Source organism: Methanohalophilus euhalobius (assembly GCF_900215215.1).
GTDB classification, from domain to species: Archaea; Halobacteriota; Methanosarcinia; order Methanosarcinales; family Methanosarcinaceae; genus Methanohalophilus; species Methanohalophilus euhalobius.
In genome coordinates this window covers 86,413-110,568 of the sequence record NZ_OBDR01000002.1, presented here as the reverse complement: position 1 = coordinate 110,568, position 24,156 = coordinate 86,413, and the positions used below count along the sequence as shown (strand labels likewise).

Genomic DNA, 24,156 nt, shown 5'->3' with positions numbered 1-24,156 from the left:
TTCCTTTTTTTATAATGCAGGTGATTTTTCTTGGAATCAGGAATAAAATATGAAGACATTGTGCAGGCAACAGTCTCGGCCATACAAAGGGCAGAGACTGAATTGCCTGATGATGTGGTTGCTTGTCTGGAAAACGCTGAGCAGGAGGAGAGCAGTGAGATTGCACGCTCCCATTTGCAGGCAATACTGAAAAATACAGGGATTGCTCGCAGACATTCTGTGCCCATATGTCAGGATACCGGAATTATCATTCTTTTTGTGGAAATCGGCCGCAAACTCTCACCCCTTCCAGATATTGAACAAGCTCTTATTGAGGGGGTGATGAAGGCCACATCTGCTGTACCTCTGCGGCCCAATGCCGTACATCCCCTGACACGTATTAATAGTGGGGATAATACTGGAGATGGGTTACCGGATATAAAATATTATTTAAATAATTCAGAAGAATTGAGGATCACAGCCGTTCCCAAAGGTGCAGGCTCGGAAAATATGAGCATACTGAAAATGCTTAATCCCACAGAAGGTGATTCAATCGACCGTCTTGTCCTTGAAACCGTCAGGAATGCCGGGGGAAAGCCCTGCCCGCCTGTGATCCTGGGTATTGGTGTTGGTGGATCATTTGACAAAGCCGCTCTGCTTGCCAAGTGCGCTTTGCTGGAGCCGGTAAATGACATGGATGAAAAGGAAAATGCTCTGCTGAAAAAAGTCAATTCCCTTGGGGTTGGTCCTATGGGTACAGGTGGCGATACGACGGCTCTGGCGGTACATATCAGGACAGCCCACTGCCACACTGCTTCCCTGCCCGTGGCTATCAACATCCAGTGCTGGGCCAACAGGCATGCCACAGCTGTTATTGGAGGTAATGGCAAATGGAATATCATCTGAAAACCCCTCTTTCCATCGAGGACATATCACCCTTGAGAATTGGTGATATAGTTTACATATCAGGCAAAGTCCTCACAGCCCGTGATGAGGCTCATAAACGTATTCTGGAAACCCCTCTGGAAAATATGCCCTTTGATCTGGACGGGTCTACTATCTATCATTGTGGTCCTCTTATTCAGGAAAAGGAACCTGGAATATGGCAACCTGTGGCAGCCGGCCCGACCACCAGTGCACGCATGTCTGCAATGACTCCTCAACTTCTGAAAAAGCACAATGTGAGAATGTTGATAGGTAAGGGTGGAATGGACAATGTCGCCGATTCAATGAAAGGAAAATGTGTCTATCTTGCCTATACGGGAGGATGCGCTGCACTGGCGGTCAATTCCATAACAAAGGTTTGTGATGTCCACTGGCTTGATCTGGGTATGCCAGAAGCAATATGGGTACTTGAAATGAATGAATTCGGCCCCTTGGTTGTGGGAATAGATACTGGGGGAGAAGACCTTTTCAGGAATATCAGGGAAAAGGTAAACGAAAATCTTGAAAAGGCTCTCAGATAAGGAAGGTGAAAGTGGTCCGTGCTATGATGGTCAGCAATAAGAAGTACTTTAAGCCTGCTGACACCTGTCCTTCCCTCATCTGGCCCGCTACGATTCCTGTAACAAACCCCTGGATCACAGAAGCATGGAATAATATACGGGTGAACTGATCCGGATCAAAAACACCTGTGAATTGGCTTCTTGCACCTGCAAGAGATGTGGCTACATTGGCAGAAACAGTAGTTTTGCCGTTTTTCTCTTTCCCCGGGCAAATGTATAAATTGAAGCCACTTTATTACCCAATAAATATTATATTTATCGATAATTCAGGGATCTATAAATAATGATATCCCGGTTAAAATACAATACTGATAGGACTGATTATAATGGGATTCATGGATGAGTTGGTGCTTTCTATCATATGTCTTGTTGCTTTTTTCGGTATGGCTGGCGGTGCACTAATGGGGCCTGTATTACCATCAATGGTCGAGCCGCTTAATACATCCCGTGAAGCGGTTGGATGGGTGCTTGGTGTATATACGATTTCTACCGCATTGTTCATGGTACTGTTAGGTGTGGTGACAGATAGAATAGGTCGCAAAAAAGTGCTCATACCCTGTCTTTTAATAAATGGAGTAGCTGGTTTGGCGGGTTATTTTGCACCAAACCTTCCAATACTTCTTGTATTCAGATTTATCCAGGGTATCGGTATTGCAGGCATGGTGCCTGTGGTAATGACCATGATAGGCGAACTCTATGATGGACTTGAAAGAGTTCATGCTATGGGCATAATGAGCATGACCACAGCCGTAGGTTCGGTGTCGGCACCATTTATTGGGGGAACCCTTGCAGTTTTCGGGTGGAATTACTCCTTCCTGTTTTATGGGTTGACTATTCCTCTTGCATTTATAGCAATGCTTGTCTTGCCCGAAACCATGAACATGAAGGCCAATCCAGAACAAAGAACAGGTTTTAAAAAAATGTTCATGTCTCTCAAAGATATCAGAGTGGCATATACAGTGTTTTTAAGTTTTGCAGTATTCTTCCTTTTATACACAATTGTAATTTATGTCCCATTTATATTGAAAGATAATTTTGGTTTTACATCACAGGGTGCAGGTCTGGCTCTTGGTGTAGAGGGTGCTTCTGTGGTGATATTTGCATCCCAAGCAAAACGTCTGGCATCAAAATATCCAAAATATACCATACTTGGGATTGGGTTCACCTTACTAGGTATTGCAGTCGTGGGAATGTCTGGTGCTAACTCTATACCACTGGTATTCATGTTATTGCTGGTTTTTGGTGTTGGTTTTGGGATGGTTCAACCGTTGCTAAACGCACTTATCACTCAGGTGGCTCCTGATGATGAAATGGGAAGTGTTGTGTCACTGTTTAATACAATGAAGTATGTCGGCCAAACTGCAGCACCTGCGGTACTTGGTGTAATACTGTTAAATTCCAACCTTGCTGTAGTCTTTATAATCTCAAGTTTGCTGGGTTTTTGTGTTGCTATATCTACCTTCATAATGAGACACAAAATCTATACAACAGACACCTGAATCACTGCACAATCGTGAAAGGTACCAATGTGAAGCAGAGTGCTCCAAGAGCAAAAGTAACAATTCCTACTCCAAGTCTTCCTTTATCAAGGTTTATATTGTCTTCAAGAGGTTCTGGATGTCCAACCATTGAAAAAACGACAATATAAATCCCCCATATCAGCCATATAGAACCATTTTTATTTAGTATATAATTTACATATATGCCGATACCAAGAAATAAAAACGGCATGGTCGACGATATTTATCTGGATTTGTTACCAAATATTGCTTTTAATATATGCCCATCATCAAGCTGTCCTGCAGGAAGCAGATTCAATCCTTGTTTATTGGATGTAGATCTACAACACTTATTAGTATAATGTCCACCCAGCGTGATATAATATCAATGTACACACATGGTAATTATTATCACAAAAAAACATCCAATGGGTGATATGGACACTTGTAGGGATCTCCATGTGTAAGCGTGGTACAGTTCATTTATTATATATTAAGATTTGTTTTCCTGCAGAAGTTTATATAGCTTTTTCGATATATGATTCCATTAAGATTTGCTTTGAATAAGCATAAATGAAAAGTAGATAACTTGGATAAACAAAATCTTCTTGAAAAGTTAAATAAATTATCGATGTAATATAATATAAAACTCATATAAGGTGTAAGAATGGAACTTAAAGTCCAGCCAATCGATATCAAAGTCGGAAAATACAAAATTATACTTAACTCCATAGATGCTAAAGAACTGGGTGTTTATGAAGGAGACCGGGTTCGTGTAACAGGGCATGTTACAGTTACAGCAATTGTGGATTTTACAGAAGATATGATATCTCCGGGAATGATCGGACTGTATCACGAAGTTAAAGAACAGCTTCAGAGGGAGTGGACTGAAATTGTAGAGATCGAACCTGCAGAGAAACCCAAATCTGCACGATTGATCCGCAAAAACATGGATGGGGAAAAACTTGTTCAGGAAGAGATATATGGCCTTGTCAAAGATATTGTGGAAGAGAACTTGAGTGAAATCGAACTAGCTGCTTTCCTGACATCCACTTATATAAATGATATGACGGATGACGAAACCGAATGGCTTACCCGGGCGATGATAGATACAGGAGAAAAACTTGAATTTGCGAAGGGTCCGATCATGGATAAGCATTCTATCGGAGGAGTGCCGGGTAATAAAATTTCTCTTCTGGTAGTACCTATTGTAGCAGCTAACGGGCTACTTATTCCAAAAACAAGTTCCCGTGCAATTACAGGTGCAGGGGGGACATCCGATCTTATGGAAGTTCTGGCACCCGTTGAATTTTCCGCTTCCCAGGTAAAGGAAATGACAGAAAAGGTTGGAGGTGTTCTGGTATGGGGTGGTGCCACCAACATAGCCCCTGCAGATGACAAACTTATCAAAGTAGAATACCCCCTCTCCATTGATCCACACTGTCAGCTGTTGGCATCAATAATGGCTAAAAAGGGAGCTGTTGGTGCTGATAATGTGGTTATTGACATACCCACCGGCCCCGGTACCAAGATTGCAAACGTGCAGGAAGGTAGAAAACTTGCTCGTGATCTTATCAATCTGGGTGAGCGACTCGGAATGAATGTGGACTGTGCCCTTACCTACGGTGCTTCTCCGATTGGTCGGACTGTGGGACCAGCACTTGAAGTACGAGAGGCTCTCAAAGTGTTGGAAACAGGTGAAGGACCTAACAGTCTTATCGAAAAAAGTATGGTTCTTGCAGGAATGCTGCTTGAGATGGGTGGAGTGGCTGCCCGTGGCCAGGGTAATGAACTTGCCATGGAAACTCTTAAAAATGGCAAAGCTCTTGCCAAATTCCGGGAAATAATAGAAGTACAGGGCGGCAATCCCGATGTGACTTACAAGGATATTACTGCCGGTGAGCATACAGCTGAGATAACCGCACCTGCAAATGGATATGTACTTGAATTCAAAAATAAGAGAGTGGTGCAGATTGCACGGCTTGCCGGTGCACCCAATGATAAGGGAGCGGGTGTGCTGATTCATAAGAAACAGGGAGAGCCGGTCAAAAAAGGTGAACCCGTTCTTACCATTCACGCAGAAAAGAAAAATAAACTGGAAACAGCTCTGCGGAATGCCCAAAGAGACTCCCCTATAGTGGTTGAAGGTATGCTACTTGAACGAGTACAATCCTTTAAGGAAGTGTAAAGCGGCCATTACGCTTTAATATCCTTTTTCCTATTTTTGCCCATGAAAAGAATTGTAATACTGCGTCTGGGACACAGGCCTCAAAGAGATAAACGTATCACAACCCACGTGGCCCTTACAGCAAGGGCTTTCGGTGCTGAAGGGATACTCCTTGCAAGTAACGATCCCTCTATTACCCGGAGCGTGACCCAGCTGTGCCAACGCTGGGGAGGAGAATTTTATATCCGCAATGATGTAAAATGGAAGACCGAGATTAAAAAATGGAAATCAGAAGGCGGGAAGGTTTGCCATCTTTCAATGTATGGTATCAATCTGCCAGATGCCGTTGCGTCTATGCAGGAATGTGAAAAACTCATGATCGTTGTCGGTGCGGAAAAAGTCCCCTTTGAGGTCTATGAACTGGCTGACTGGAATGTTGCGGTGGGTAACCAGCCTCATTCAGAAGTGGCCGCTGTAGCTGTTACTCTGGACAGGATCGCAGAAGATGAGCCCTTGAAGAATGAATTTAAAGATGCACAACTTCATGTTGTACCAATGGATCACGGGAAGAAAATAATCGAAAATCCCTGATTCAGTCTTCCTTTTTGTCCTTTACCTCGGCACCCCTGTATATCTTATTGCGCTCGTATCCACCAAATCCCCGGTGTTTGCGATCCCTTTTTCTGGATGATTCTGCAAGCATGTTTTCCAGTTCATCATCCGATATTTCATCTGAACCCATATTATCACTTCAGGAAGTGCGTATCAGGGGATTGTGGTCAATAAATTCGGTGTCGATACCCAGGTCATTTTCCAAACGGGTTGCAAGTGCTTGCATTGCAGGATTTTCGGTGGCATAATGGGTTGCATCCACCAGCAGCATATCTGTAAAACTGCGGATCACATCATGTTTGAGTTCGGAGGACACATAGGCATCTACCTCCATTGAATTAGCAATATCAAGAAAAGGTCCTTTAAATCCACTCCCACCGAAGACCATAACTTTGGAAATCATCTCTTTTTCACCGACGTATTGTACATGGGTGTTCAGGGACCTGCACACGTGATTGATGAAAACATCCTTCGAGACAGGATCCATTTCTCCTATACATCCCATGTCCAGTTTCTCAATATTTTTAAGACCCAGCTTTTCAGCAAGAATGTCATTCACTCCTCCTTCTGCGCGGTCATAGTTGGTATGCATTGCATAGAGGGAAATATTGTTATCCAGCGCGATCTTCAGGTTTGTGGCCAGCTTGCAGGATATTGAATTAATCGAATGGAATAATAGGGTATGGTGTGTAATAAGCAGGTCTGCTCCAATATCTGCTGCCCGGCTAAGCGTATATTCAGTAGGATCCAGGGCCACAGCTATTCGATTAACTTCATTTTTCAGGTCCAGCGTCAATCCAATCCTGCCTTCATCAAAATCTTCTGCAAGTTCAGGAGGTGCAATTACTTCCAATTTTCTGACAATTTCTGAAAGGTTCATATTCCTGAAATTAATTTATCCCAATATCAAACTGTCGGGTTTTAGATCGATAGCTTTTTATTGATATGTATGTATGTACATAACGCATAGGAAATAGCCGATTGTCTCTGTCGGAAAAAACACTGGCCGAATAGATGTTACCTCTCTTAAAAATCGTTACATGCATCATTTATCGGTAGTCTCCAAACCTTTTTATTCTATTCGGAAAGTGTTATATTCTATGCAGCTGGCAAAATGAGGGATGTCCAGGAACTTTTATACACTTAGGATTTGAAAGGCTGGCGTAAATTAAAGGTTGGTTTAGTATGATAGAGAATTTTGAACATTACTTGCAGGAAGACTGTCCTTACGGGGATGAAACCACAGAATTGCTTCAGATAAATGGTGGAGGTACCCTGAACATTCTGTCACGGGATGAGGGAATTGGAGCATGTGCTGATGATCTGGAACAATTCTACAAAAACAAAGGACTGGATGTGACCTACAGGGTTGAGAACGGTGAATATTTCGAAGGAGGGGCTGTAATATTCTCCGCACAAGGAAACCTCAGAATATTGTTCAAACTCTGGCGTGTCTCTCAGACTTTCCTTTCAATAGTATGTGCGATTGCAGCGCGGACTCATAATTTCGTAGAGGCTGCAAGAAAAGAAAATCCCGATATAATGATTGCCACAAGTCGCAAAACCCATCCGGGATTCAGGAAATACGAATTAAAGGCAGTAAAGGTAGCCGGAGGAACTCACCACCGTAATTCCTTGAGTGATTCCATTCTTGTGACACAGAACCATCTGGATGTGGCAGATTCTTTTGAGAATCTCAAGGCAGTGAAAAAAATAGAAATAGAACCACGTGATAATGACGAAGCACTCAAATACGCTGAAATTGCCGATGTCCTGTTACTTGATCATTATTCTCCCGAAGAAATGGCTGTGCTTGTTACCAAACTTAAAACAATAAATCCCGGCCTTGAGATTGCTGTGGGTGGTATTAAATCGGATGAGATTCCGCAATATGCTCCTTATGTGGATATTATTGTCTCCACTGCACCTTATTATGCTCAACCTCTTGATCTGACCACCAGAATTGAAAGAATTTGAGGTGTTCCAATGGGTGATATACTAACCGGATTGATTGACAGGCTTGCTAAAGAAAATGCTGATACTTTTCCTGAAAGCATTGTAGATGAAATATCTCTGGGAGTGGTTTACAGTGGTGCCAGAATTGGTATCCACGGCGGTGTTGCTGCAACTCAGATTCCTCAATCAGCCCATTGTGAAATCCTTTCATCCGCAGGTAAAATTCATAATAACCCTTTGCCCCGGGTTCTTGAGATGGGTAAATCATCCAATTCCCTAAAACGAACAGTTGCGACCAGTGCACTCAATGCTTTCATCAAAAAAACCGGGGAAGAGATTTCTTCTTACGAATCGTCAGATACCAGTGTATTGGATATTATTAAAAATAATGACAGGGTAGCAATGGTGGGCCATTTTGCCCCCATGATTCCCGGTATACTAAAAAAAGCCTCAACCCTTTATGTGGCGGAAAAAAGGCCAATAAAAGATGAAAGGATAACCATTGTACCCGAGGAAGAGCTGAAAGAAACAATAGCATCATCAGATGTTGCTATAATCACAGGTACCACTCTTTTGAACAACTCCCTTGGTCCTTTGATGGAATCAGTAAGCCAGGCATCTAACGCGATTCTGCTTGGACCTACTACTCCCCTGTATCCAGAACCTTTCTTTGAGGAAGGCTTTACTGCTGTAATGGGTACAAGAATTGATGATGCACCAACAATGTTAAGAATAGTTAGCCAGGCTGGCGGGACAAAGCAGCTTCACAGAAATTGTGGTACAAAGATATCTTTTGTTCAGTAAATATTATCCTTAGATCAATCGCTCAGGATTGGAATAGATGTAAAGATTGGGCCTGCGTGCAAATCCCACAAGCGTCATATTATTTTGTCTTGCGAGCCTGATTCCCTTATCCATTGGTGCAGCTTTACTTACCATGAGGGGAATTCTGGCATTGACGCCTTTTCCTACCATTGTAACGGACAATCTGCCAGAAGTTGCCATTATGCAGTTATCAAGTTCCACACCCCCCATTGCAGCTTTACCGATTGCTTTATCAACTGCTGATGCCCGGCTGACATCCTCACAAAATGTGAGGATTTCTCCTTTAGATGTTGCGATTACAGTCGAATGGGCACCACCGGTACGCCTCCAGATCTTGCCCTTTTCAAAAATGTAGTCGATAAGATCGAACAGGGTACTGCTTTTGACCTTCATTTCAGGGTTAGGAGTGGTCTTATCTAAGGATGATGGTTTTGTTTTGCAGAACAACTTATTTTTATCTATAACAATAGAAATGATCTGGTCAATATTTTCAATATGTCCTTCACATATGAGGTGACCTGCAGCCATTTCCTTAAGTTGTCGGGGGCTTGCCAAAAAAGAAGATATGAAGTTGCCATTGAGGAATACTTCATACATTTTCTCAATAACAACATCTACACTGATCTCTTTTGGAGAAGCATCTCCTTTCACTTCGATACACTGGATGGGAATATAAGGAGCGGTAGTATCCCGCTCCTCCTCTTTCCACGTAATCTCTGTATCCGGTTTCTTATCGAAGTGCCAGTCTGCTTTACTCATGCTTAACTCTTCATTTCCTTTATCTTCGCAAAGAGTTGTTTGAGGGTATCCTCATTGCTTTCTGTGAAGTCAAAGGGAGAGGAAGTAAAGGGTTTGAAATAGACAGACACGTTGTCCAGCCTGTAGAATGTACCGTCACATTCCATGGCATCAATTACACCAGGCAGTATTACATCAGCTGCAGTTGGTGTTGGGCCTGGAGCAATGTCTATGCATACCATTGGAATTTCTGCAAGATAGGATGCACAGTCTGCCGGAGTATGTGCCATAAGGTCGGCACCTACAACCATTGCCGCATCCGTGTCCTTTTCCCTGAGAATATCCACACAGGTGGTTTCACCGGGGTTGTATCTGGGGTAGCCGCGTGTGAAATCAAGACCGAAGGGATAACCGTAGAGATAGGATGCAACCATGTTGAATCCTGCAACATTGCAGTGACCACGAAGGGCACCGATACTGGCTTTAGTACCGTGGTTGTTGTTCAGTTCTTTGACCACGTTAAGCGCCATTTCGATGTTGCGGTGTTTTCCATATGATGAACTTACACCCAGACCAACGGAGAAACTGGCAAAGTTGGCATCGAGAATCATGTCCGCCATTTCTTCCATGACAGCAATCGGAACACCGGTTACTTTTTCAACGGAATGGTGAGGCTCTTTGCCGTTAAGGATTGTCAAAAGAGCATTGAACAGTTCATAGTCACTGTTGGGATTGAGCTGGACATGAAGGTCTGAAGCATCGGCTGTAGGGGTTCTTCTTGGATCTACAGTAATAACTTTCCTGTCGAAACGTCCTCTCTTGGTCCAGTAACCTCTGGGGAAAATACCATACTTGGACATATGCCTGGGCATGGATTCCAGTGGGTTGGTACCCCAGTAGATGCTTACGTCACTGCGGTTCTTTTTTGTACCCGCAGTTGCTGCGGCACATCCTGCTTCCTGGATACCCATTACAGTTGGGCCGTGACAGATTGTCGCATTGGAGTCTACTGTTCCACCAAGATATTCGCCTATATGCAGACCAACTTCCTGGGCTTCGCAGGAGGTTTCACTTCCTATAAAGAGCATGGGTTTTCTAGATGCTGCGAGAATTTCTGCGGCCTTTGTCAGGGCTTCTTCCCAGCTGACTTCCACGAATTCCCCATCTTTTTTTACCATGGGTTTTTTGATACGGTGGTCGCTTACGACCTCCTGGAACTTTGCATTGCCCATCTTACATGCGTTCTTGACAGTGATGCTGTTATCTTTCAGTTCAACCTGTACATCATCACAAGAAGCACCACAGACGGGACAGAATATGTTCTTGAACATTTCACTTACCTCCTGCATATACTTTCAATACAATATCCTCGGCTGTAAGAACCTCCTCGTCAGTGGGTTCTATATCTACAGGACTTCCCTTGTAGATCGGTGATCCTGTGGAGAAGGTGTGTGGGTCGATTACCACATTGGACCAGATAGCACGGGGCATGAATATGTTACCGCACATTACCCTGTCAGTGCATCTTGTGTATACAGCTACGGTATGTTTACCATCCATGCTGGTTACTTTAACCTTTTCAGGACATCCCAGTTCTTCAAAATCTAAGGGGGAGATCCAGCACAGGGCACATTCCTTCATGTAACCTTCAGAATATTTTTCGCCACCCTTGGCAAATTGTCCTTCGTAAATTGTACTTCCGGTATTTAGTAATGCTTTCATAATATCACCTCAGAGTTCCAGGTTTGCTTCCTTGCCAGCATACAGGATCCCTTTTGGTTTTTTGGATATGGCAAAGTCACCTGTGAATCTTTTGAATACTCCGCCACATTCGATGTCTTCGAAACAGAGATCATATTGCTCGTCTTCATACTGCATACCGGGAGTGAAATTGGTAATATGGCCTTCGACCACAATTGTCCCACCGCTCATTTCGGCACCAATTGCACGTATAGCATTTCCTCTGATGACAATAAGACCACCGGACTGGCGTATACCACAGAAATTTTCGGCATTACCGTTAACGATGATCTCGCCACCAGTTAATCCTCCGCCGATCTGGCTCTGGGCATTTCCGTCAACAACGATACGACCACCGGTCATTCCTTTCCAGCTGCCGCGGTAGGCACATCCCAGGTGATCGACTGTGTTGCCCTTTACATGGAGCAAACCGCCTTTCATCTCGGTTCCTGCCCAGGAATCTGCATCCCCTTCTACGACAATTTCGCCGCCTTTCATCTCAGCTCCGACTTTCAGGCCGATGGAACCCTGTATAGTGATCTTACCGGCGGTCATTTCCGCTCCGATCATTTTTACGCGGGCTACATCCCCTTTAATCACAATGGAAGTCTCTTCAGCAGAGCTTCCACCCTGACCTTTCACATCAAAGAAATTCTTCAAGGGCAATTTGTCCGGTCCCTGCCAGACAATCAACTGCTCAATTTCTTCCTTGCTCTTGCCTGCAAACTCATCTGGTTTGATTACATCGGCTTCGATCTTAATATCAATTTCAGTGTTTGGTGTAAGTACTACCTCTGTCATGACATCACTTCTCCATGTTTACATTGATGGGGGTTGGGTTGACGAGGTATTTCTCAGGTGTCGGATAGTTCTCGAAACCAAGGGTGTAGTACCTGAACCAATCCTTCACGTCCTCAAGCATCTTCTTTTCCTCGTTTGCATCGACCTTTATGTCACTGTAGTAGGTCCTTCTTTCGGGAATCGACATTATCTCGCCGTTATGGGCTACAATTTCTCCACCCTTGACAGTATAATCGGCATACCTGAATTTGGTGAGCAGGTCATTGTAGTTGGCTGTAACGTCCAACCTGGTTGGATCGATATCATAAATGGTTACATCACCATCTGCTCCAACAGCAAGACTTCCTTTCCTGTGTGCCATACCATTGGTCTTTGCAGGAGTGGCACGGGTAATGGTTGCAATGTCATAGAGCGACAGTTCACGGCTGACACCACCGAGTGTACTTCTGTCATTTGCCCATTTGTGGACTTCGTTGAATGTTTCATTCCTGTAAGCCTCTGACATCAACCAGGTCATGACATTCGGATATTTGGTGAATGGTCCACCGTTAGGATTATCGGTTGTCATGATGGTCTTCCATGGATCATCGATCAGAAGCAGAGATTCAAGTCCCATTGCCCACTGGACACTGTGTACGGGGTTGCTCTTAAGATATGTGAACGGGCATACACCGGAACCACATTCAAGTTCTACATCACAGTTGGACCATTTACCGCCTGTAAGGACTGCGATATCATGAATAGACGGACCGTCACCGGTCATACATGTGGCTTCACCGAAAGGTACACTACCACTGTCAATTACCACATGGTCCTGACTGTTAACATAATCTGTAATATCCTTCACACCGGATTCAAAGTCTCTCCAGGATGTTCCGCCAAAAGCATTGAATTGCAAGTGAGTCAGGTAGATGGATTTATCCTTTGTAGGATCGATCTTGGTTTCTGCCCATTCTACTCCCATATCCTGATTGGGTTTGACTTTTGATGGAATGGTAAGGGATTCCTTTGTTGTTTCATAACATCCCGGATGACCCAGATTGTTGGCGTGCAGGTGTACTGGCATAGGAATACCGAGCATTTCATTGACTTCGGTAAGTCCTTCGATGATTTCCCTTGGTGTAATTTCAAAATGGATGTTGGTCTCATCCAGGGATTTGACATTCTTACCCCATCCCCAGTTCTCCACACCGGCAGGGTTCACACATTTTATACCATAGGTCTTGTGTGTCCTCATCATCCAGGCCACATATGCAGCAGCCTTTTCGAGATCGCCTTCCTTGAGATAGCGCATCATGAACCAGTTGTTACCAAGAACAAGGTATCCTCCCATGTCAAGCATTGGGATGGAATGCATCTCTTCATGGGTGTGACGTGCTTCCATAGGCGGGACTGCAGCTTCAAAAGCTGTTGTATATCCCATCTGGGCATACTCATATCCTTCAAGATATACAGAAGGTACGGTTTCCCCGGTTCCGCCATGGGTTATTGAGGTCTTTGGACGATTCCACTTATAACTGTCCTCTGGCCGCATCAGACGGCCGGAGTTTACTTTGGCACCCGCAATATGGGTGTGTGAATCCACACCGCCTGGCATTACAGTTTTACCAGTGGCATCAACGACCTTTGCGTTTTTCATTTCCGCATCAGATAATTCAGGGACTACTTTTCCGTCCTTGATATAGATGTCCATGATGTCCCCATTTATCTCATTGAGGGGATCAAAAACATGTCCATTTTTTATTGCAATAGTAGCTGCCATATTATTCCACCTCTCTCTTCTCCAGCCATATAGCGTTTGTCGGGCAGATCATGGCACATGCGCCACAGGAGCCACAAACGTCCTGATCAATTATATTAACTGCTCCGTTCTTGACTTCCAGCAATGCTTTTTCATCCATGTTATTGAGGTGCCCCGCAGCAAGTTCTTTGTTTGCATAGGCATTCACAGGACAGACAATTACACAGTTTCCGCAGCCAAGACAGTCATATTCGTCGGTGACAAGTTTGGAAGTAAGTGTTGGCTCGGGGGAAGGTTTGTCGAGGAGTTTTTTCTCGAATACTTTCTTCTTTTCCATTTCAGCTGTAATTGCAGTTTTCCTGACATCAATTGCCTGTACTGGACAGGAAACTGCGCATGCTCCACAGTAGATACATGCATCCGGCCTCTGGGCTACTTTGTCAACACGTTCCCCGGCTTTCCACTCCGGATTGAATAATGCATTGCATGGGCATACATCCACACAGGTACGGCACGCCTGGCAGACATTCTCGTCCCTGAACCAAGTTCCTTCAAATGGTTTCTCCACTTCTATGGCATCAACCGGACAAACGGATTCACACCATCCACAATGCACGCAGCATTCCTGATTGATTGTTGTTGTACCATCGATTTTTGCTTCATTATCGTTGGAAAGCCACTGATCCACTTCGATGCAACCCTGTGGACATACCTGCTCGCAAAGTCCGCAGTGTACACAATCATCATTGACAGTGGTTGGTTTAATAGCATTTATGAGGAAGGTTTTTTCCTCGACTGGCTTTCCGTCTTCTCTCATTTCAAGAGCACCTGTAGGACAAACTTTGGAACACATTCCACATGTTATACATGTGTTCGGTCTGATCTCCAGGAACTCTTTGTCGATGAGTCCTCTGGCAACCGGCCCGACTGAACCGATGACCAGTGTCTCTTTTGGACACACCATGACACAAGTTCCACAGCCGATACACTTCTCAGGAATGTATATCACCTGTTTGTTGTCCTTTGTCGAAATCACTGTTTCATTCATATTGTATAGTCTCCGTTTGGCTATCATTACATGCATCACAAAGAACTTCATTGTTTCTTTGAATAAAACTTTCATTGCATTTCTGGCATAATTTTATTGTCTTTTTCTTTTTTACCGGCACATCTATATCTACCATTTCACAGGAATAGACATTCTCACCGGCTTCAAGAAGCACAGGAACAACTTCTTCGTGGCGAAGTTTCTTTGTGTTCATATACCAGGCATGCAATTTAGGGTAATCTTTAGTCTTCTCCGGGTCGAGATATATTCTTACTCCTTTAACAGAAGCAATTCCCGATGGAGCTTGTTTGTTCACGATCACAGCCATTTTTCCTGTATCGTGAACTCTCAAACGTTTATTGCCAGTTGTGGCACTTTCAAGTATCTGAAAAGGGTCCGGTATACAATTATACGTTTCACTTTGAACGTATATCCTTTCTCCTTCCTTTACATCAAGTACCCTTTTTGCAATATTTAGCATGTGGATTCCTATTAAAGCACCACTGCTCAAAAAACCGTGGAATGGGACGACCTTTTCGACCTGTGTAAATAGTTCTGGATATTCCACTTTTATCTTCTCTAGGATCTCATCCATAGTTTCCATATAAAAACCTCTAATAAAGAAGGCCGGTGAGATGCTTATAAGCGTCCGGATGCCTAAAGAACATAGCGATGAAAATTATATATAATTATCGATGTGCATCAACCCGCAGACCTACCATAAAAGAGGCTATGCAGCCTTGCTAAAGGCTGCAATAACTATCTGCAAAGAAGCTATTCTTCCTTTTATTCTGTTGCTGTGGAATTGTCTTCAGCCAGGCTCTGGGAAAGCTGGTTTAGTACATCTTCCATCTGATCTATTTCTTCCCCGTAACCGGTCCAATTGCCTTCTTTCAGATATTCCCGGGCCTGATTGTAATGGTCCAGTGCTTTTTGTGCAAGCTCCCGGGAGGTTTGGGATACTTCCGGCTGATCGGTTCCTTCTTCCCTGTCAACACGGCCTTCAACTAGCATTTGCAGGGATTCTTTCAGGTCTTCCCCCATGACAACTCTTTGTCCCGAAGAAACAACAACTCTCCTTAGTTCCGGAATTTCAGACTGTTCAGCACTTATGAACAGGGGTTCTGAATACAATATCGAGTTACCGATTGGAACTACAAGCAGATTTCCCCTAATTACACGGGAACCACTTTGACCCCAGAGGGTCAGTTGCTGAGAAATATCAGGGTCCTGATCGATTCTGGATTCAATTTGGGTAGGTCCATAGACAAGTTCTCCCTTTGGCAATTCGTAATGCTTGAGTTGTCCATAGTTTGGCTTATCACATCTGGCTGCAATCCAGGCAATCATATTCTCTCTGTTACGGGGTGTAAACGGTTGCAGCAACACATATTCCAATCCACCATCATCGGGTAATTTGGTGACCATGTAATAGGGTTCCATTTCAATACTGCTTCCCCTGTAAACTTCCCTTGGTATTTGCCAGGAATCCTCTTTATTGTAGAATTCTTGGGCAGATTTCATGTGGTAATTTTCGTATAAGTCCATCTGGACCTTAAAGAAATTCTTGGGATAGCGGATATGTTTTTGCAGGCCTTGCGGCATTTCATCAAATGACTTAAACAAATCCGGGAAAATCTTAGAGTAGGTATTTACGACCGGTTCGTCCTCTATCATATAGAAATCAACCGTTCCATCATAGGCATCTACAACAACTTTCACTGAATTTCTGATGTAATTAATACCGTTAAACTGTGCTCCGTAATAGGTTTCAGAATAAGGATACTTGTTAGCCGTAGTGTAAGCATCCATTATCCAGTAGACCTTGCCTTCATGGATTACCGGATACGGGTCATTGTCATATTCGAGGAATGGTGCTATTTCCTGTGCCCTGTCCTCAATCTGTTGACGGTACAACAAGCGGGATTCATCATCGATATACTGGCTCAGGATAAAATTCGGTTCACTAAAGGTATATGCGAATATCAGCTGTTTTACAAATGAATCCAGTAGTATTCCACTTTTACCTTCATATTGTGTAAATACATTCTGCCCTTGTTTTGGATAATCAAATTCATCCTTTCCGGTATTTACTATATTGTAATCCCTGTTGATTTCCCCGTAATATATCCCTGGACTATCAACTTCAAATTCTCCTCTTGGAGGAATGTCCTGTAAGACCAATTCAGGTCTGCCATCTTCGGTTTTTGTACTGACCGGATTCATAACCATCCCGTAACCATGGGTATATACCAATTTTTCATTGACCCATGTCTTGGCTTCAGGGGATAGGCGAGAGGTATCCAGTTCCCTGGCCGATATCATATACTGCTTGTATCCATCTTCAACATGATAGCGGTCTGTATCAACATCGTTGAAAGTATAATAGGTTCGGATCTGCTGAAGCTGTTTATAGGTCTGCTCCAGGGCACGCCGATCCCATATCCTTATATTATCAATTACCTCTGAATTGTCTTCCAGCTCTGATGAAGTCAAATTCATATTGGCTTTGAACGGCTTTTCTTCAATATCAGAAAGTCCGTAAGCAGTTCTTGTATAATTTATATTGTATTCCAGATAGGGTTCTTCAAGCTGGATTTCAGTCGGTTCGACCTTGAATTGCTGATAAACACCCGGTACAAAAGAGCTGGCCACTATAAAGAGTGCTATAAGAGCTATAGCCACAAAAGGTATTTTTATGTTTTTCAATTTGACGTTGGCCAGTAAAGCAATTGAGGTCAGCACTGACAATACAGTCAGAATGGTGAAAATCGGCAAGCTTACATTGACAGCGGTATACCCGGCGCCTGCGACAACCCCCTGCTGGGAGAATAATATTTCATATCTTTCAAGGAAAAATCCAAAAGCAATTAATGCAAACAGGAATGCAAGTATTGCAGAAATATGGACAAGAACTTTTGTAGGCAATTTATCCATAATTTGCTTTAAATCAATTGATTGATTCAAAAAATAAGGTTCTTCAGAATCTTCTATTTCAATTTTGTCGGAGCTGAATAAAGGTTCAAGCCTGTAAAAATAAAGAGCCAGTACCAGTATTAGAGAAAGAATTGTCAGACCGAGAAAAACGCCTCTTATCATATGAAGGAAAGGTAGCTGGAATACGTAAAACCCGATGTCATTCATAAGAATGGGGTCTTCTAATCCGAAAGATGTACTGTTAAAATATAACAGTATAGTTTTCCAGTTTCCACTGAATATGAGGCCAAAAATAAATGATACAGCCACAATTGACACCAGGATTATCTGGGAATCTACTTTTTCTGATGTAATGTTCTTCTCTGTAAGGATCTTATCAATCGAATCTCTTGCAAATTTTGCATTTATATAAAGAAATAAGAATGCAATTATAAAACCGGGAATTATTGCAATTAATTTCCATTGTAATATTGTTGTAAATACGGATGTATATCCTATCATATCAAACCATAGGTAATCCGTGTAAATTCCTACCAGGGGACTTATCCCCAAAAATAATGCCAGAATTAACAGGAATATAATTTTCATATCTTTCATAATAAACCCCATGAGTAACCTGACTCATATAAAAGTCTCATTTAGAGAAGAAGTTGCATGTTTATAAACCTTTTTTCCCACATAATTGGGATAATTATATGAATATTGGTACATTTAGCCAATACACAAAGTAAATATAATCTGCCTTATATACATTCCCACAAATAAAGAGGTATATCCATGTATTCAAGAATTTTCTTATCCCTCCTGTTAATATGTGCTGGGGCCACTACAGCATCTGCTTACACACTTGATGACATCCAGTGGGACAAAAGTATCGATTCTGCAACCCTTCATTGGGGAGATTCCGTGGAGGATAATGGTTATACTATTACTGCTGAGGATTTTCAAAAGGATGAACACGTCTATATAAGCATATCAAAAAATGGCCAAACCTTGAAACATGGAGCATTGCTTGTTGGCGATAATCTTGAATACAGGGATACAGAAGAGGGAAAAGATATACGGGTTCATGCGAATGAAGTAAAGGTTAACATTGATGAGTGGACTGGAAATATGGAAGATCCCACCGCTGAAATTAGTATTTATAATCGAGGGAAACCTGAGTTTGACATTAGTATCGAAACAGATAGGGATGAATACGACCCCCGTATAACTTCCAAGGCCGAAATAGAAGTTACATTGAAAATCAAAAATGATGGTTCAGCGAAAGCTGAAGATGTTCAGCTTAGTGTTGACCCGGCAGGGATGGATGTTGTTGAAGGGGACCTTACAGAAAGCATATCTTCGCTTGAGATCGATGAAACTACAGAGGAATACGAGTTAACTCTAAAGGTTCCTCATCTGTGGGAGGAAACGGATTTAGATATTGTTGCTACAGTAGAAGGATATGATATCAACGGGGATTTGCATAAAAATGAGGAGATCGAAACTGTAACAATCGCTCCTAAGGTTGAGTTAATGATAACCAAATCCATACCTGAAGAAATATATATGGATGAAACGGCCCGGGTTTTAGTTTCAATACGTAATAATGGTCTTTATGATGTGAGTAATATTACTGTAAAAGATAAAATCATCGATCATATGGAACTGCTTGATGATGTAGTTCTTAATAAGAATATTTCTCTTGATGCAGGAGAAACCATTAAAATTTTTGAATACTCAATGAAACCCACCAAATCAGGAGAATTCAAAGCGCCTGCTACAATTGCTTCTTTCAAAGCATCTAACGGGAAAATCTATGAATATGAATCTAACCAACCTGAAATTCAGGTTGATGGTCCAGTAATAACAGTTACGCAGAGTACGGAGAGTTCAACAATCAGACCCTCTGATGAGGTGAAAGTTACCGTTAAGGTAAGCAATAAAGGTAACAGGGATGCGAGTGTGAAGGCAGTATCTGAAATACCTGATGATGTTACCTTTGTAAGAGGAGAAACCAGTCTGGATCAGGTTATTCCAGAAGGTAAATCAAAAAGTTACAATTATATTATTCGTGCAGGAAATGAGGGTAATTTCACAGTACCAGCTGCTAGAGCTTCTTTTATCGACATGGAAAATTACAAAGGAGAAAGGGTCTCCAATATCCTGCAATTTGATGTCATCAACACTTCAACCCAGGATGCAGCAACTGATGCGTCAAACAAGGCTGATTCACAAATATCCGATGATAGTGGAGACGATAATAGTATTTTCAGTGATGACGAATCAAATGGCGGTTCCGGTGAAACGAATGAAAACAACAAAGTCCAACCCGGATTTGATGCATTGATGGTAATTTTCGTATTAACAGGAATATATGTATTTGGGATAAAGCGATAAGTCAACTACCCTCCCTTACGAAAGTAGACTCCTGCTCTAAAAATTGAAGGAATAGTATGGAGCGCAACTTCACATCCTTGTCTTTCAGGATTTTTCTTTTTTCTGGTTATCCTTCTTGCAGTAAATATAGCTGCAATGGCAGTTTCTGCAGAGTATATCGATCAGAAAGACCCGGAGGAAGATACTCTCGATTGGGGTGAAGAGGTTAATGTTAGTGGTTATACAATAAAATCAAATAAGTCCTATAGCTGGACTGCTGTTTTGGGTACTAATCAATCGGTTATCCTTTCATGAAAGTTTTCAATGGCCTTGCAAAATAAATGAACCAGTAAAACCAGATTACGAATCCATCAATGGGGCAAATAATACTTCTTCCTTTGGTTCGGTGAGGTTAATAAAAGATTTTGTGAATGTAACAATGGAAATCATATATGATTCCCTCAATTTTTAATAATTGTAGTGATATTGATATGGACAGACATGAAAAAAACTGATACAATTATATTCACACATGGTGATTCGGATGGAGTATGTTCGGGAGCCATAGCCAAAAGTGCATACCCTGATGCCAGGGTCTATTTTACCAGTCCAGTGAGTCTGCATAATAGACTTGATATGGCTGAAGATTATGATAATATCATTATCTGCGACATAGCCGTGGATGAACGCTCATGTGTAAATCTCTACAATAAGATTAATGATATTGCCAGTCATACAGATATTACCTATATTGATCATCATCCTCTTCCAAGGATGTGCTGGGATGAACCCTGGTTTCACCATGACCTGAACACATGTGCCGCAGAACTTACATACAAGGTTTTTAAATCTCGTTTGGAAAGGGATATCCGCAGGATTGCTGTGTATGGTGCCATAGGTGATTACAGGGATAATACTCCTGAAATTAAGAAATGGACAAGGGACTGGGACAAAAGAAGTCTCTATTTCCAGGCAGGAACATTGATCCAGGCATTGCAATATGTTGGTAGAAACTATGATTTTAAAAGAGAAATCATTGACCCTCTTTCTACTGATTTAATTCCTTCTGAAATACCCAATCTCATCCCCTATGCAAAAAAAGCATCAAGAATTGAAGAAGAGTTGAGGATACGTGTAAAGGAGTTGGTCCATCCGCTTCATTCGGTAGCTTATGTACTTGATCCCGAAGGTTACCTTTCCAAATCCGCAATCTATGCAGCCTCCTATGGAAGAAAAGGAATAGGGATTGCAGCCGAACACAGGAATAATAAAGCTGCTTATGATCTAAGCTTGCGCTCCCGTAACAGCAGTGTGGATATCAACCTCCTTTTGCGAGATATTGCACCCCAGTATGGCGGTAGTGGCGGCGGCCACCCAATGGCTGCCGGGGCCCGTATTCCGGAAGAAAAACTTGATGCATTCCTTCAGGAATTTGACCGGAGAGTTAATATGGCTGAGACAAAGCAGGGAGATTTATGAAACCTACTGCAGTTCCCAAAAACAATGATTTTGAAATTGTATTTGCCGGTCGCTCCAATGTAGGCAAATCTTCTATTGTAAAAGCCCTTTCAGGACGCAAAGTAAAGGTCGGCAAAAGACCTGGTGTCACCCTGAAACCCACTCATGTGAAGAAAGGGGAATTAGTGATTACAGATCTTCCCGGCTTTGGATTTATGAATGGTGTAAAAGAGCGCAAACAGGATATCGTAAAGGATAAGATCGTACGTTATATAGAAGAAGGAAATCAGCGGATTAACATCGCTGCTATAGTAGTTGATGCAGGTTCTTTTGTTGAGGTTGTGGATCGCTGGGATCAACGGGGCGAGCTTCCCATTGATATAGAAATATTCGATTTTTTTACAGAAATGGATCTTGAACCCCTGATAGTTGTAAATAAAATGGATAAGATCAGGGAAGAGGATAAAGATAGGGTCCTCGATGCTATTATTGAAAGATTGGGGCTTTTTCCACCATGGAGGCAGTGGATTGACAGGGTAGCACCGATAAGTGTTAAAAAAGGAGATCTGCAGGCCTTAAATTCTATTATAAGGAAGCGCATCCATTCGGCTAAGAGGGATTCCTTGCTAAAATATATCTGAAAATAGGGTATTGTTAGCCCCTTATGCGGAAATCCACACCCATGTCCCTGGCTATCTGGCTGCATTTATCAGTATCAATTTCAGGAACATCTACCACGCTGAAACGTACATAAAGGCCTGCTTTTTTTGATTCTTCCGCAAATTTCAGCAGAGCAGCATAAGAGTTTTGGTAGAATGGTTTACAAATCCTGTCATAAACTTCTGCGGATTCTGCATTGAGGCTGACTGAAACTGCATCCAATCCGGCATCCACAAGACAATCAACCACATTGATGCCGGGATTTATAAGCTGGCCGTGTCCATTGGTATCCAGTCTTACATATGTTCCCTTTGCTTTCAACCAGCGGGTGACAGCAAGCAGCACGTCAAAACGGGCTGTAGGCTCTCCGAATCCTGTGAAAACGATCTCTTTATACTTTTTCAGATCATGCTTTTCCAGTTCTGCAATTATCTCTTTTTCGGAAGGGTCTTTTTTAAGCCACAGGTTATATCCGTATAATCTTTCTCCCTGGTTGCGAATACAAAAATAACAGTCTGCACTGCATTGATTGGTTATGTTCAGGTACAGGTTACCATGGGCCTCATAGCATATAGAGGGTTTATCAGTTTTCATTTATTCCAAGCTCCATCGGGAACAAGAGGATAGTTAGAGGTATTACATGCAGAATTATCAAGAAAATACATCCAGGCTTCTCTGTTGCTTTCCAGTTTTACTTTTTTTCTTGTGAAAAACTTGCCTTCAAGTATATCAAGGCTATTTAACATATTTCTGTCAAAATATACTTCTCCCTTGATATTACAACAATTACCATTGTTCACAACAGCTGGAAAACTACCCAGATCGAACATGCAATATTGATCAGCTGTAATATCTTTTCCAATAAATACAGAATCCCTGATTATATGATTATTGGAGAATCCTTTTTTAAGAGTCCCATACACAAAAATATCCATGATTAACCCAATCCGAAATTCAGTTTTGTGAGTGTTTTTTTCACAGGATCGGGAAGTTTGCCACACTGTATTGCTTTCATGTGTTGTGGTGAGATCGTCCGTATGGCCTTTGACATCAATCTGTCAGATCTCATCAGGTTGTCCATCATTTTACGGATATAAACAGCAGTTTTTATCTCCAGTCCCATTTGCTCCCTCCATCTCCTTTCATAAATAGAGAGTTCGCATTTACCTGCAATATATTCTCCAGCCGTTTCTCCTGCCAGTTTTCCCCCTATCATGGCCGTGGGAATTCCCCCTCCGTTGGTAGCGATCAACTGGCCTGCAGCATCACCGGCAAGCATTACACTGTTTGAGACAGTTCTTTCGGGGGCGCCCCCTACCGGCACCACTCCGGAAACCACGGAAAGTATCCTGGCATCCTGCAGCTTATCGCTGGCAATAGGATGTTTGTACATGAACTTTTCCAGATAATCCCGGGCACACATATTCTTCTCGAAAAGGACTTCCCGGATTCCCACACCGATGTTTGCGGTGTTTCCTCCCTGTGAAATAATCCAGGCATATCCACCGGGAACATAGTCTTTTCCGAAATACATCTCTACGGCATCTCTGTCCGCTGCGGTGTTTGCAAGTTCATATTCAAAAGCAGTTCCGATTCCCATTGGATCATGTCCCCTTTTCATACCGTGGGCTCTTGCAACAATAGAATTTGGACCGTCTGCACCTATCAGGACTTTGCCCCTGATTGTCGATGGTCCAAAGACCCCGTCTACTTCAATTGCATTTCCGTTAACATCTGTTACATTGGTTCCCACCATCAACTCGGCGCCTTCCTCAGCCGCCCGGGATGCCAGGAATCTGTCAAACCTTCTCCTGTCAATAGAATCGGCTTTTACTTCAAACCCCTTTGAATAGCCATCCGGTGCAATAAAACGCTGATAGGTGCTGGTGGAATGTACACAATTTTTCGGATAATCAAGCAGGGTGTGGGGAAGGTGTGCATCGGGCACAAGTTCCTGCAGGGTATCGGCATGGGGCATAAACCCGCCGCATTGGAGGGGTACACCTATGTCTTTTTTCCTGTCAACCAGTAAAACGGATGCACCGCCCTGTGCGGCATACATTGCAGCTGTGGTGCCCGCCGGACCAGCTCCGACAACTACCACATCATATATTTCATCGGGATGCATG

Annotated in this window: 26 protein-coding genes; 12 read left to right on the top strand and 14 right to left on the bottom strand. The window is 42.7% G+C overall.

Going from position 1 to position 24,156, the window contains the following annotated elements; translation table 11 throughout:
* Positions 1-30: 30 nt before the first annotated feature.
* From CP947_RS02790 to CP947_RS02780, 4 genes are all read left to right on the top strand, one after another.
* Positions 31-885, top strand: coding sequence for a fumarate hydratase (locus tag CP947_RS02790; protein WP_096711723.1), 855 nt, complete (start codon positions 31-33; stop codon positions 883-885).
* Positions 870-1,445 (top strand): FumA C-terminus/TtdB family hydratase beta subunit, encoded by a 576-nt coding sequence (locus tag CP947_RS02785; RefSeq protein WP_096711722.1) that lies wholly within the window; start codon positions 870-872, stop codon positions 1,443-1,445. The genes CP947_RS02790 and CP947_RS02785 overlap by 16 nt, the downstream gene beginning before the upstream one ends.
* 23 nt (positions 1,446-1,468) lie before the next feature.
* Complete coding sequence (locus tag CP947_RS10910) at positions 1,469-1,594, top strand: hypothetical protein (protein ID WP_277749683.1); 126 nt, start codon at positions 1,469-1,471, stop codon at positions 1,592-1,594.
* Positions 1,595-1,819: 225 nt separating this feature from the next.
* Positions 1,820-2,983: an MFS transporter gene (locus CP947_RS02780; protein WP_241645864.1), complete on the top strand. Its 1,164-nt coding sequence runs from the start codon at positions 1,820-1,822 to the stop codon at positions 2,981-2,983.
* A 1-nt stretch (position 2,984) separates the two neighbouring features.
* Here CP947_RS02780 and CP947_RS10905 read toward each other — a convergent pair whose 3' ends face one another.
* A complete protein-coding gene (locus tag CP947_RS10905) occupies positions 2,985-3,113 on the bottom strand; it encodes a hypothetical protein (protein WP_277749682.1) in 129 nt (42 codons plus the stop codon).
* 537 nt (positions 3,114-3,650) lie between these two features.
* On the opposite strand from CP947_RS10905, the gene CP947_RS02770 reads away from it, so the two are divergent.
* Both CP947_RS02770 and CP947_RS02765 read left to right on the top strand, forming a co-directional pair.
* Positions 3,651-5,171 carry an AMP phosphorylase gene (locus CP947_RS02770; RefSeq protein ID WP_096711719.1) on the top strand — a complete coding sequence of 507 codons (1,521 nt, stop codon included), beginning with the start codon at positions 3,651-3,653 and terminating at the stop codon, positions 5,169-5,171.
* 42 nt (positions 5,172-5,213) lie between these two features.
* The gene (locus CP947_RS02765) at positions 5,214-5,741 is read left to right on the top strand and encodes a tRNA (cytidine(56)-2'-O)-methyltransferase (RefSeq protein ID WP_096711917.1); all 528 of its coding nucleotides are present in this window, start codon (positions 5,214-5,216) and stop codon (positions 5,739-5,741) included.
* Between the two features lies 1 nt (position 5,742).
* Here CP947_RS02765 and CP947_RS10490 read toward each other — a convergent pair whose 3' ends face one another.
* Both CP947_RS10490 and CP947_RS02760 read right to left on the bottom strand, forming a co-directional pair.
* On the bottom strand, positions 5,743-5,892 hold the full coding sequence (locus CP947_RS10490; protein ID WP_164909016.1) for a hypothetical protein: 150 nt from the start codon (positions 5,890-5,892) through the stop codon (positions 5,743-5,745).
* A 9-nt stretch (positions 5,893-5,901) separates the two neighbouring features.
* Positions 5,902-6,642, bottom strand: coding sequence for a Nif3-like dinuclear metal center hexameric protein (locus CP947_RS02760; protein WP_096711718.1), 741 nt, complete (start codon positions 6,640-6,642; stop codon positions 5,902-5,904).
* Between the two features lie 305 nt (positions 6,643-6,947).
* On the opposite strand from CP947_RS02760, the gene CP947_RS02755 reads away from it, so the two are divergent.
* The gene (locus CP947_RS02755; protein WP_096711717.1) at positions 6,948-7,739 is read left to right on the top strand and encodes a beta/alpha barrel domain-containing protein; all 792 of its coding nucleotides are present in this window, start codon (positions 6,948-6,950) and stop codon (positions 7,737-7,739) included.
* Between the two features lie 9 nt (positions 7,740-7,748).
* The gene (locus CP947_RS02750) at positions 7,749-8,522 is read left to right on the top strand and encodes a DUF364 domain-containing protein (RefSeq protein ID WP_096711716.1); all 774 of its coding nucleotides are present in this window, start codon (positions 7,749-7,751) and stop codon (positions 8,520-8,522) included.
* A 9-nt stretch (positions 8,523-8,531) separates the two neighbouring features.
* On the opposite strand, the gene CP947_RS02745 is transcribed toward CP947_RS02750, so the two are convergent.
* From CP947_RS02745 to CP947_RS02710, 8 genes are all read right to left on the bottom strand, one after another.
* Complete coding sequence (locus tag CP947_RS02745) at positions 8,532-9,302, bottom strand: formate dehydrogenase accessory sulfurtransferase FdhD (RefSeq protein WP_096711715.1); 771 nt, start codon at positions 9,300-9,302, stop codon at positions 8,532-8,534.
* Positions 9,303-9,304: 2 nt separating this feature from the next.
* A complete protein-coding gene (locus CP947_RS02740; protein ID WP_096711916.1) occupies positions 9,305-10,612 on the bottom strand; it encodes a formylmethanofuran dehydrogenase subunit B in 1,308 nt (435 codons plus the stop codon).
* Between the two features lies 1 nt (position 10,613).
* Positions 10,614-11,003 (bottom strand): molybdopterin dinucleotide binding domain-containing protein, encoded by a 390-nt coding sequence (locus tag CP947_RS02735; protein WP_096711714.1) that lies wholly within the window; start codon positions 11,001-11,003, stop codon positions 10,614-10,616.
* Between the two features lie 9 nt (positions 11,004-11,012).
* Positions 11,013-11,822: a formylmethanofuran dehydrogenase subunit C gene (locus tag CP947_RS02730; RefSeq protein ID WP_096711713.1), complete on the bottom strand. Its 810-nt coding sequence runs from the start codon at positions 11,820-11,822 to the stop codon at positions 11,013-11,015.
* A 4-nt stretch (positions 11,823-11,826) separates the two neighbouring features.
* Positions 11,827-13,584 (bottom strand): formylmethanofuran dehydrogenase subunit A, encoded by a 1,758-nt coding sequence (locus CP947_RS02725; RefSeq protein WP_096711712.1) that lies wholly within the window; start codon positions 13,582-13,584, stop codon positions 11,827-11,829.
* Between the two features lies 1 nt (position 13,585).
* A complete protein-coding gene (locus CP947_RS02720) occupies positions 13,586-14,611 on the bottom strand; it encodes a 4Fe-4S dicluster domain-containing protein (RefSeq protein WP_096711711.1) in 1,026 nt (341 codons plus the stop codon).
* Positions 14,604-15,215, bottom strand: a complete 612-nt coding sequence (locus CP947_RS02715) for an FmdE family protein (protein WP_096711710.1) — start codon at positions 15,213-15,215, stop codon at positions 14,604-14,606. The genes CP947_RS02720 and CP947_RS02715 overlap by 8 nt, the downstream gene beginning before the upstream one ends.
* Before the next feature lie 182 nt (positions 15,216-15,397).
* Positions 15,398-18,145, bottom strand: a complete 2,748-nt coding sequence (locus CP947_RS02710) for a UPF0182 family membrane protein (RefSeq protein ID WP_096711709.1) — start codon at positions 18,143-18,145, stop codon at positions 15,398-15,400.
* Between the two features lie 180 nt (positions 18,146-18,325).
* Between CP947_RS02710 and CP947_RS02705 the strand changes: the two genes are divergently transcribed.
* The 4 genes from CP947_RS02705 to engB all read left to right on the top strand — a co-directional run bounded on the left by CP947_RS02705 (position 18,326) and on the right by engB (position 22,008).
* Positions 18,326-19,930 carry a BatD family protein gene (locus tag CP947_RS02705; protein WP_096711708.1) on the top strand — a complete coding sequence of 535 codons (1,605 nt, stop codon included), beginning with the start codon at positions 18,326-18,328 and terminating at the stop codon, positions 19,928-19,930.
* A gap of 135 nt (positions 19,931-20,065) precedes the next feature.
* Entirely contained in the window at positions 20,066-20,224 is a 159-nt protein-coding gene (locus tag CP947_RS10485; RefSeq protein WP_165868996.1) for a hypothetical protein, read from the top strand.
* A gap of 186 nt (positions 20,225-20,410) precedes the next feature.
* The gene (locus tag CP947_RS02700) at positions 20,411-21,388 is read left to right on the top strand and encodes a single-stranded-DNA-specific exonuclease RecJ (RefSeq protein WP_096711707.1); all 978 of its coding nucleotides are present in this window, start codon (positions 20,411-20,413) and stop codon (positions 21,386-21,388) included.
* The gene (engB, locus tag CP947_RS02695) at positions 21,385-22,008 is read left to right on the top strand and encodes a GTP-binding protein EngB (protein ID WP_096711706.1); all 624 of its coding nucleotides are present in this window, start codon (positions 21,385-21,387) and stop codon (positions 22,006-22,008) included. Before CP947_RS02700 ends, engB begins: the two co-directional genes overlap by 4 nt.
* 13 nt (positions 22,009-22,021) lie before the next feature.
* On the opposite strand, the gene CP947_RS02690 is transcribed toward engB, so the two are convergent.
* The 3 genes from CP947_RS02690 to CP947_RS02680 are packed head-to-tail and all read right to left on the bottom strand — an operon-like array spanning position 22,022 to position 24,155.
* Positions 22,022-22,621, bottom strand: a complete 600-nt coding sequence (locus CP947_RS02690; RefSeq protein ID WP_096711705.1) for a TatD family nuclease-associated radical SAM protein — start codon at positions 22,619-22,621, stop codon at positions 22,022-22,024.
* Entirely contained in the window at positions 22,618-22,962 is a 345-nt protein-coding gene (locus CP947_RS02685; RefSeq protein ID WP_096711704.1) for a gamma-glutamylcyclotransferase family protein, read from the bottom strand. Before CP947_RS02685 ends, CP947_RS02690 begins: the two co-directional genes overlap by 4 nt.
* A 2-nt stretch (positions 22,963-22,964) precedes the next feature.
* On the bottom strand, positions 22,965-24,155 hold the full coding sequence (locus CP947_RS02680; RefSeq protein WP_096711703.1) for a geranylgeranyl reductase family protein: 1,191 nt from the start codon (positions 24,153-24,155) through the stop codon (positions 22,965-22,967).
* Between the last annotated feature and the right edge of the window lies 1 nt (position 24,156).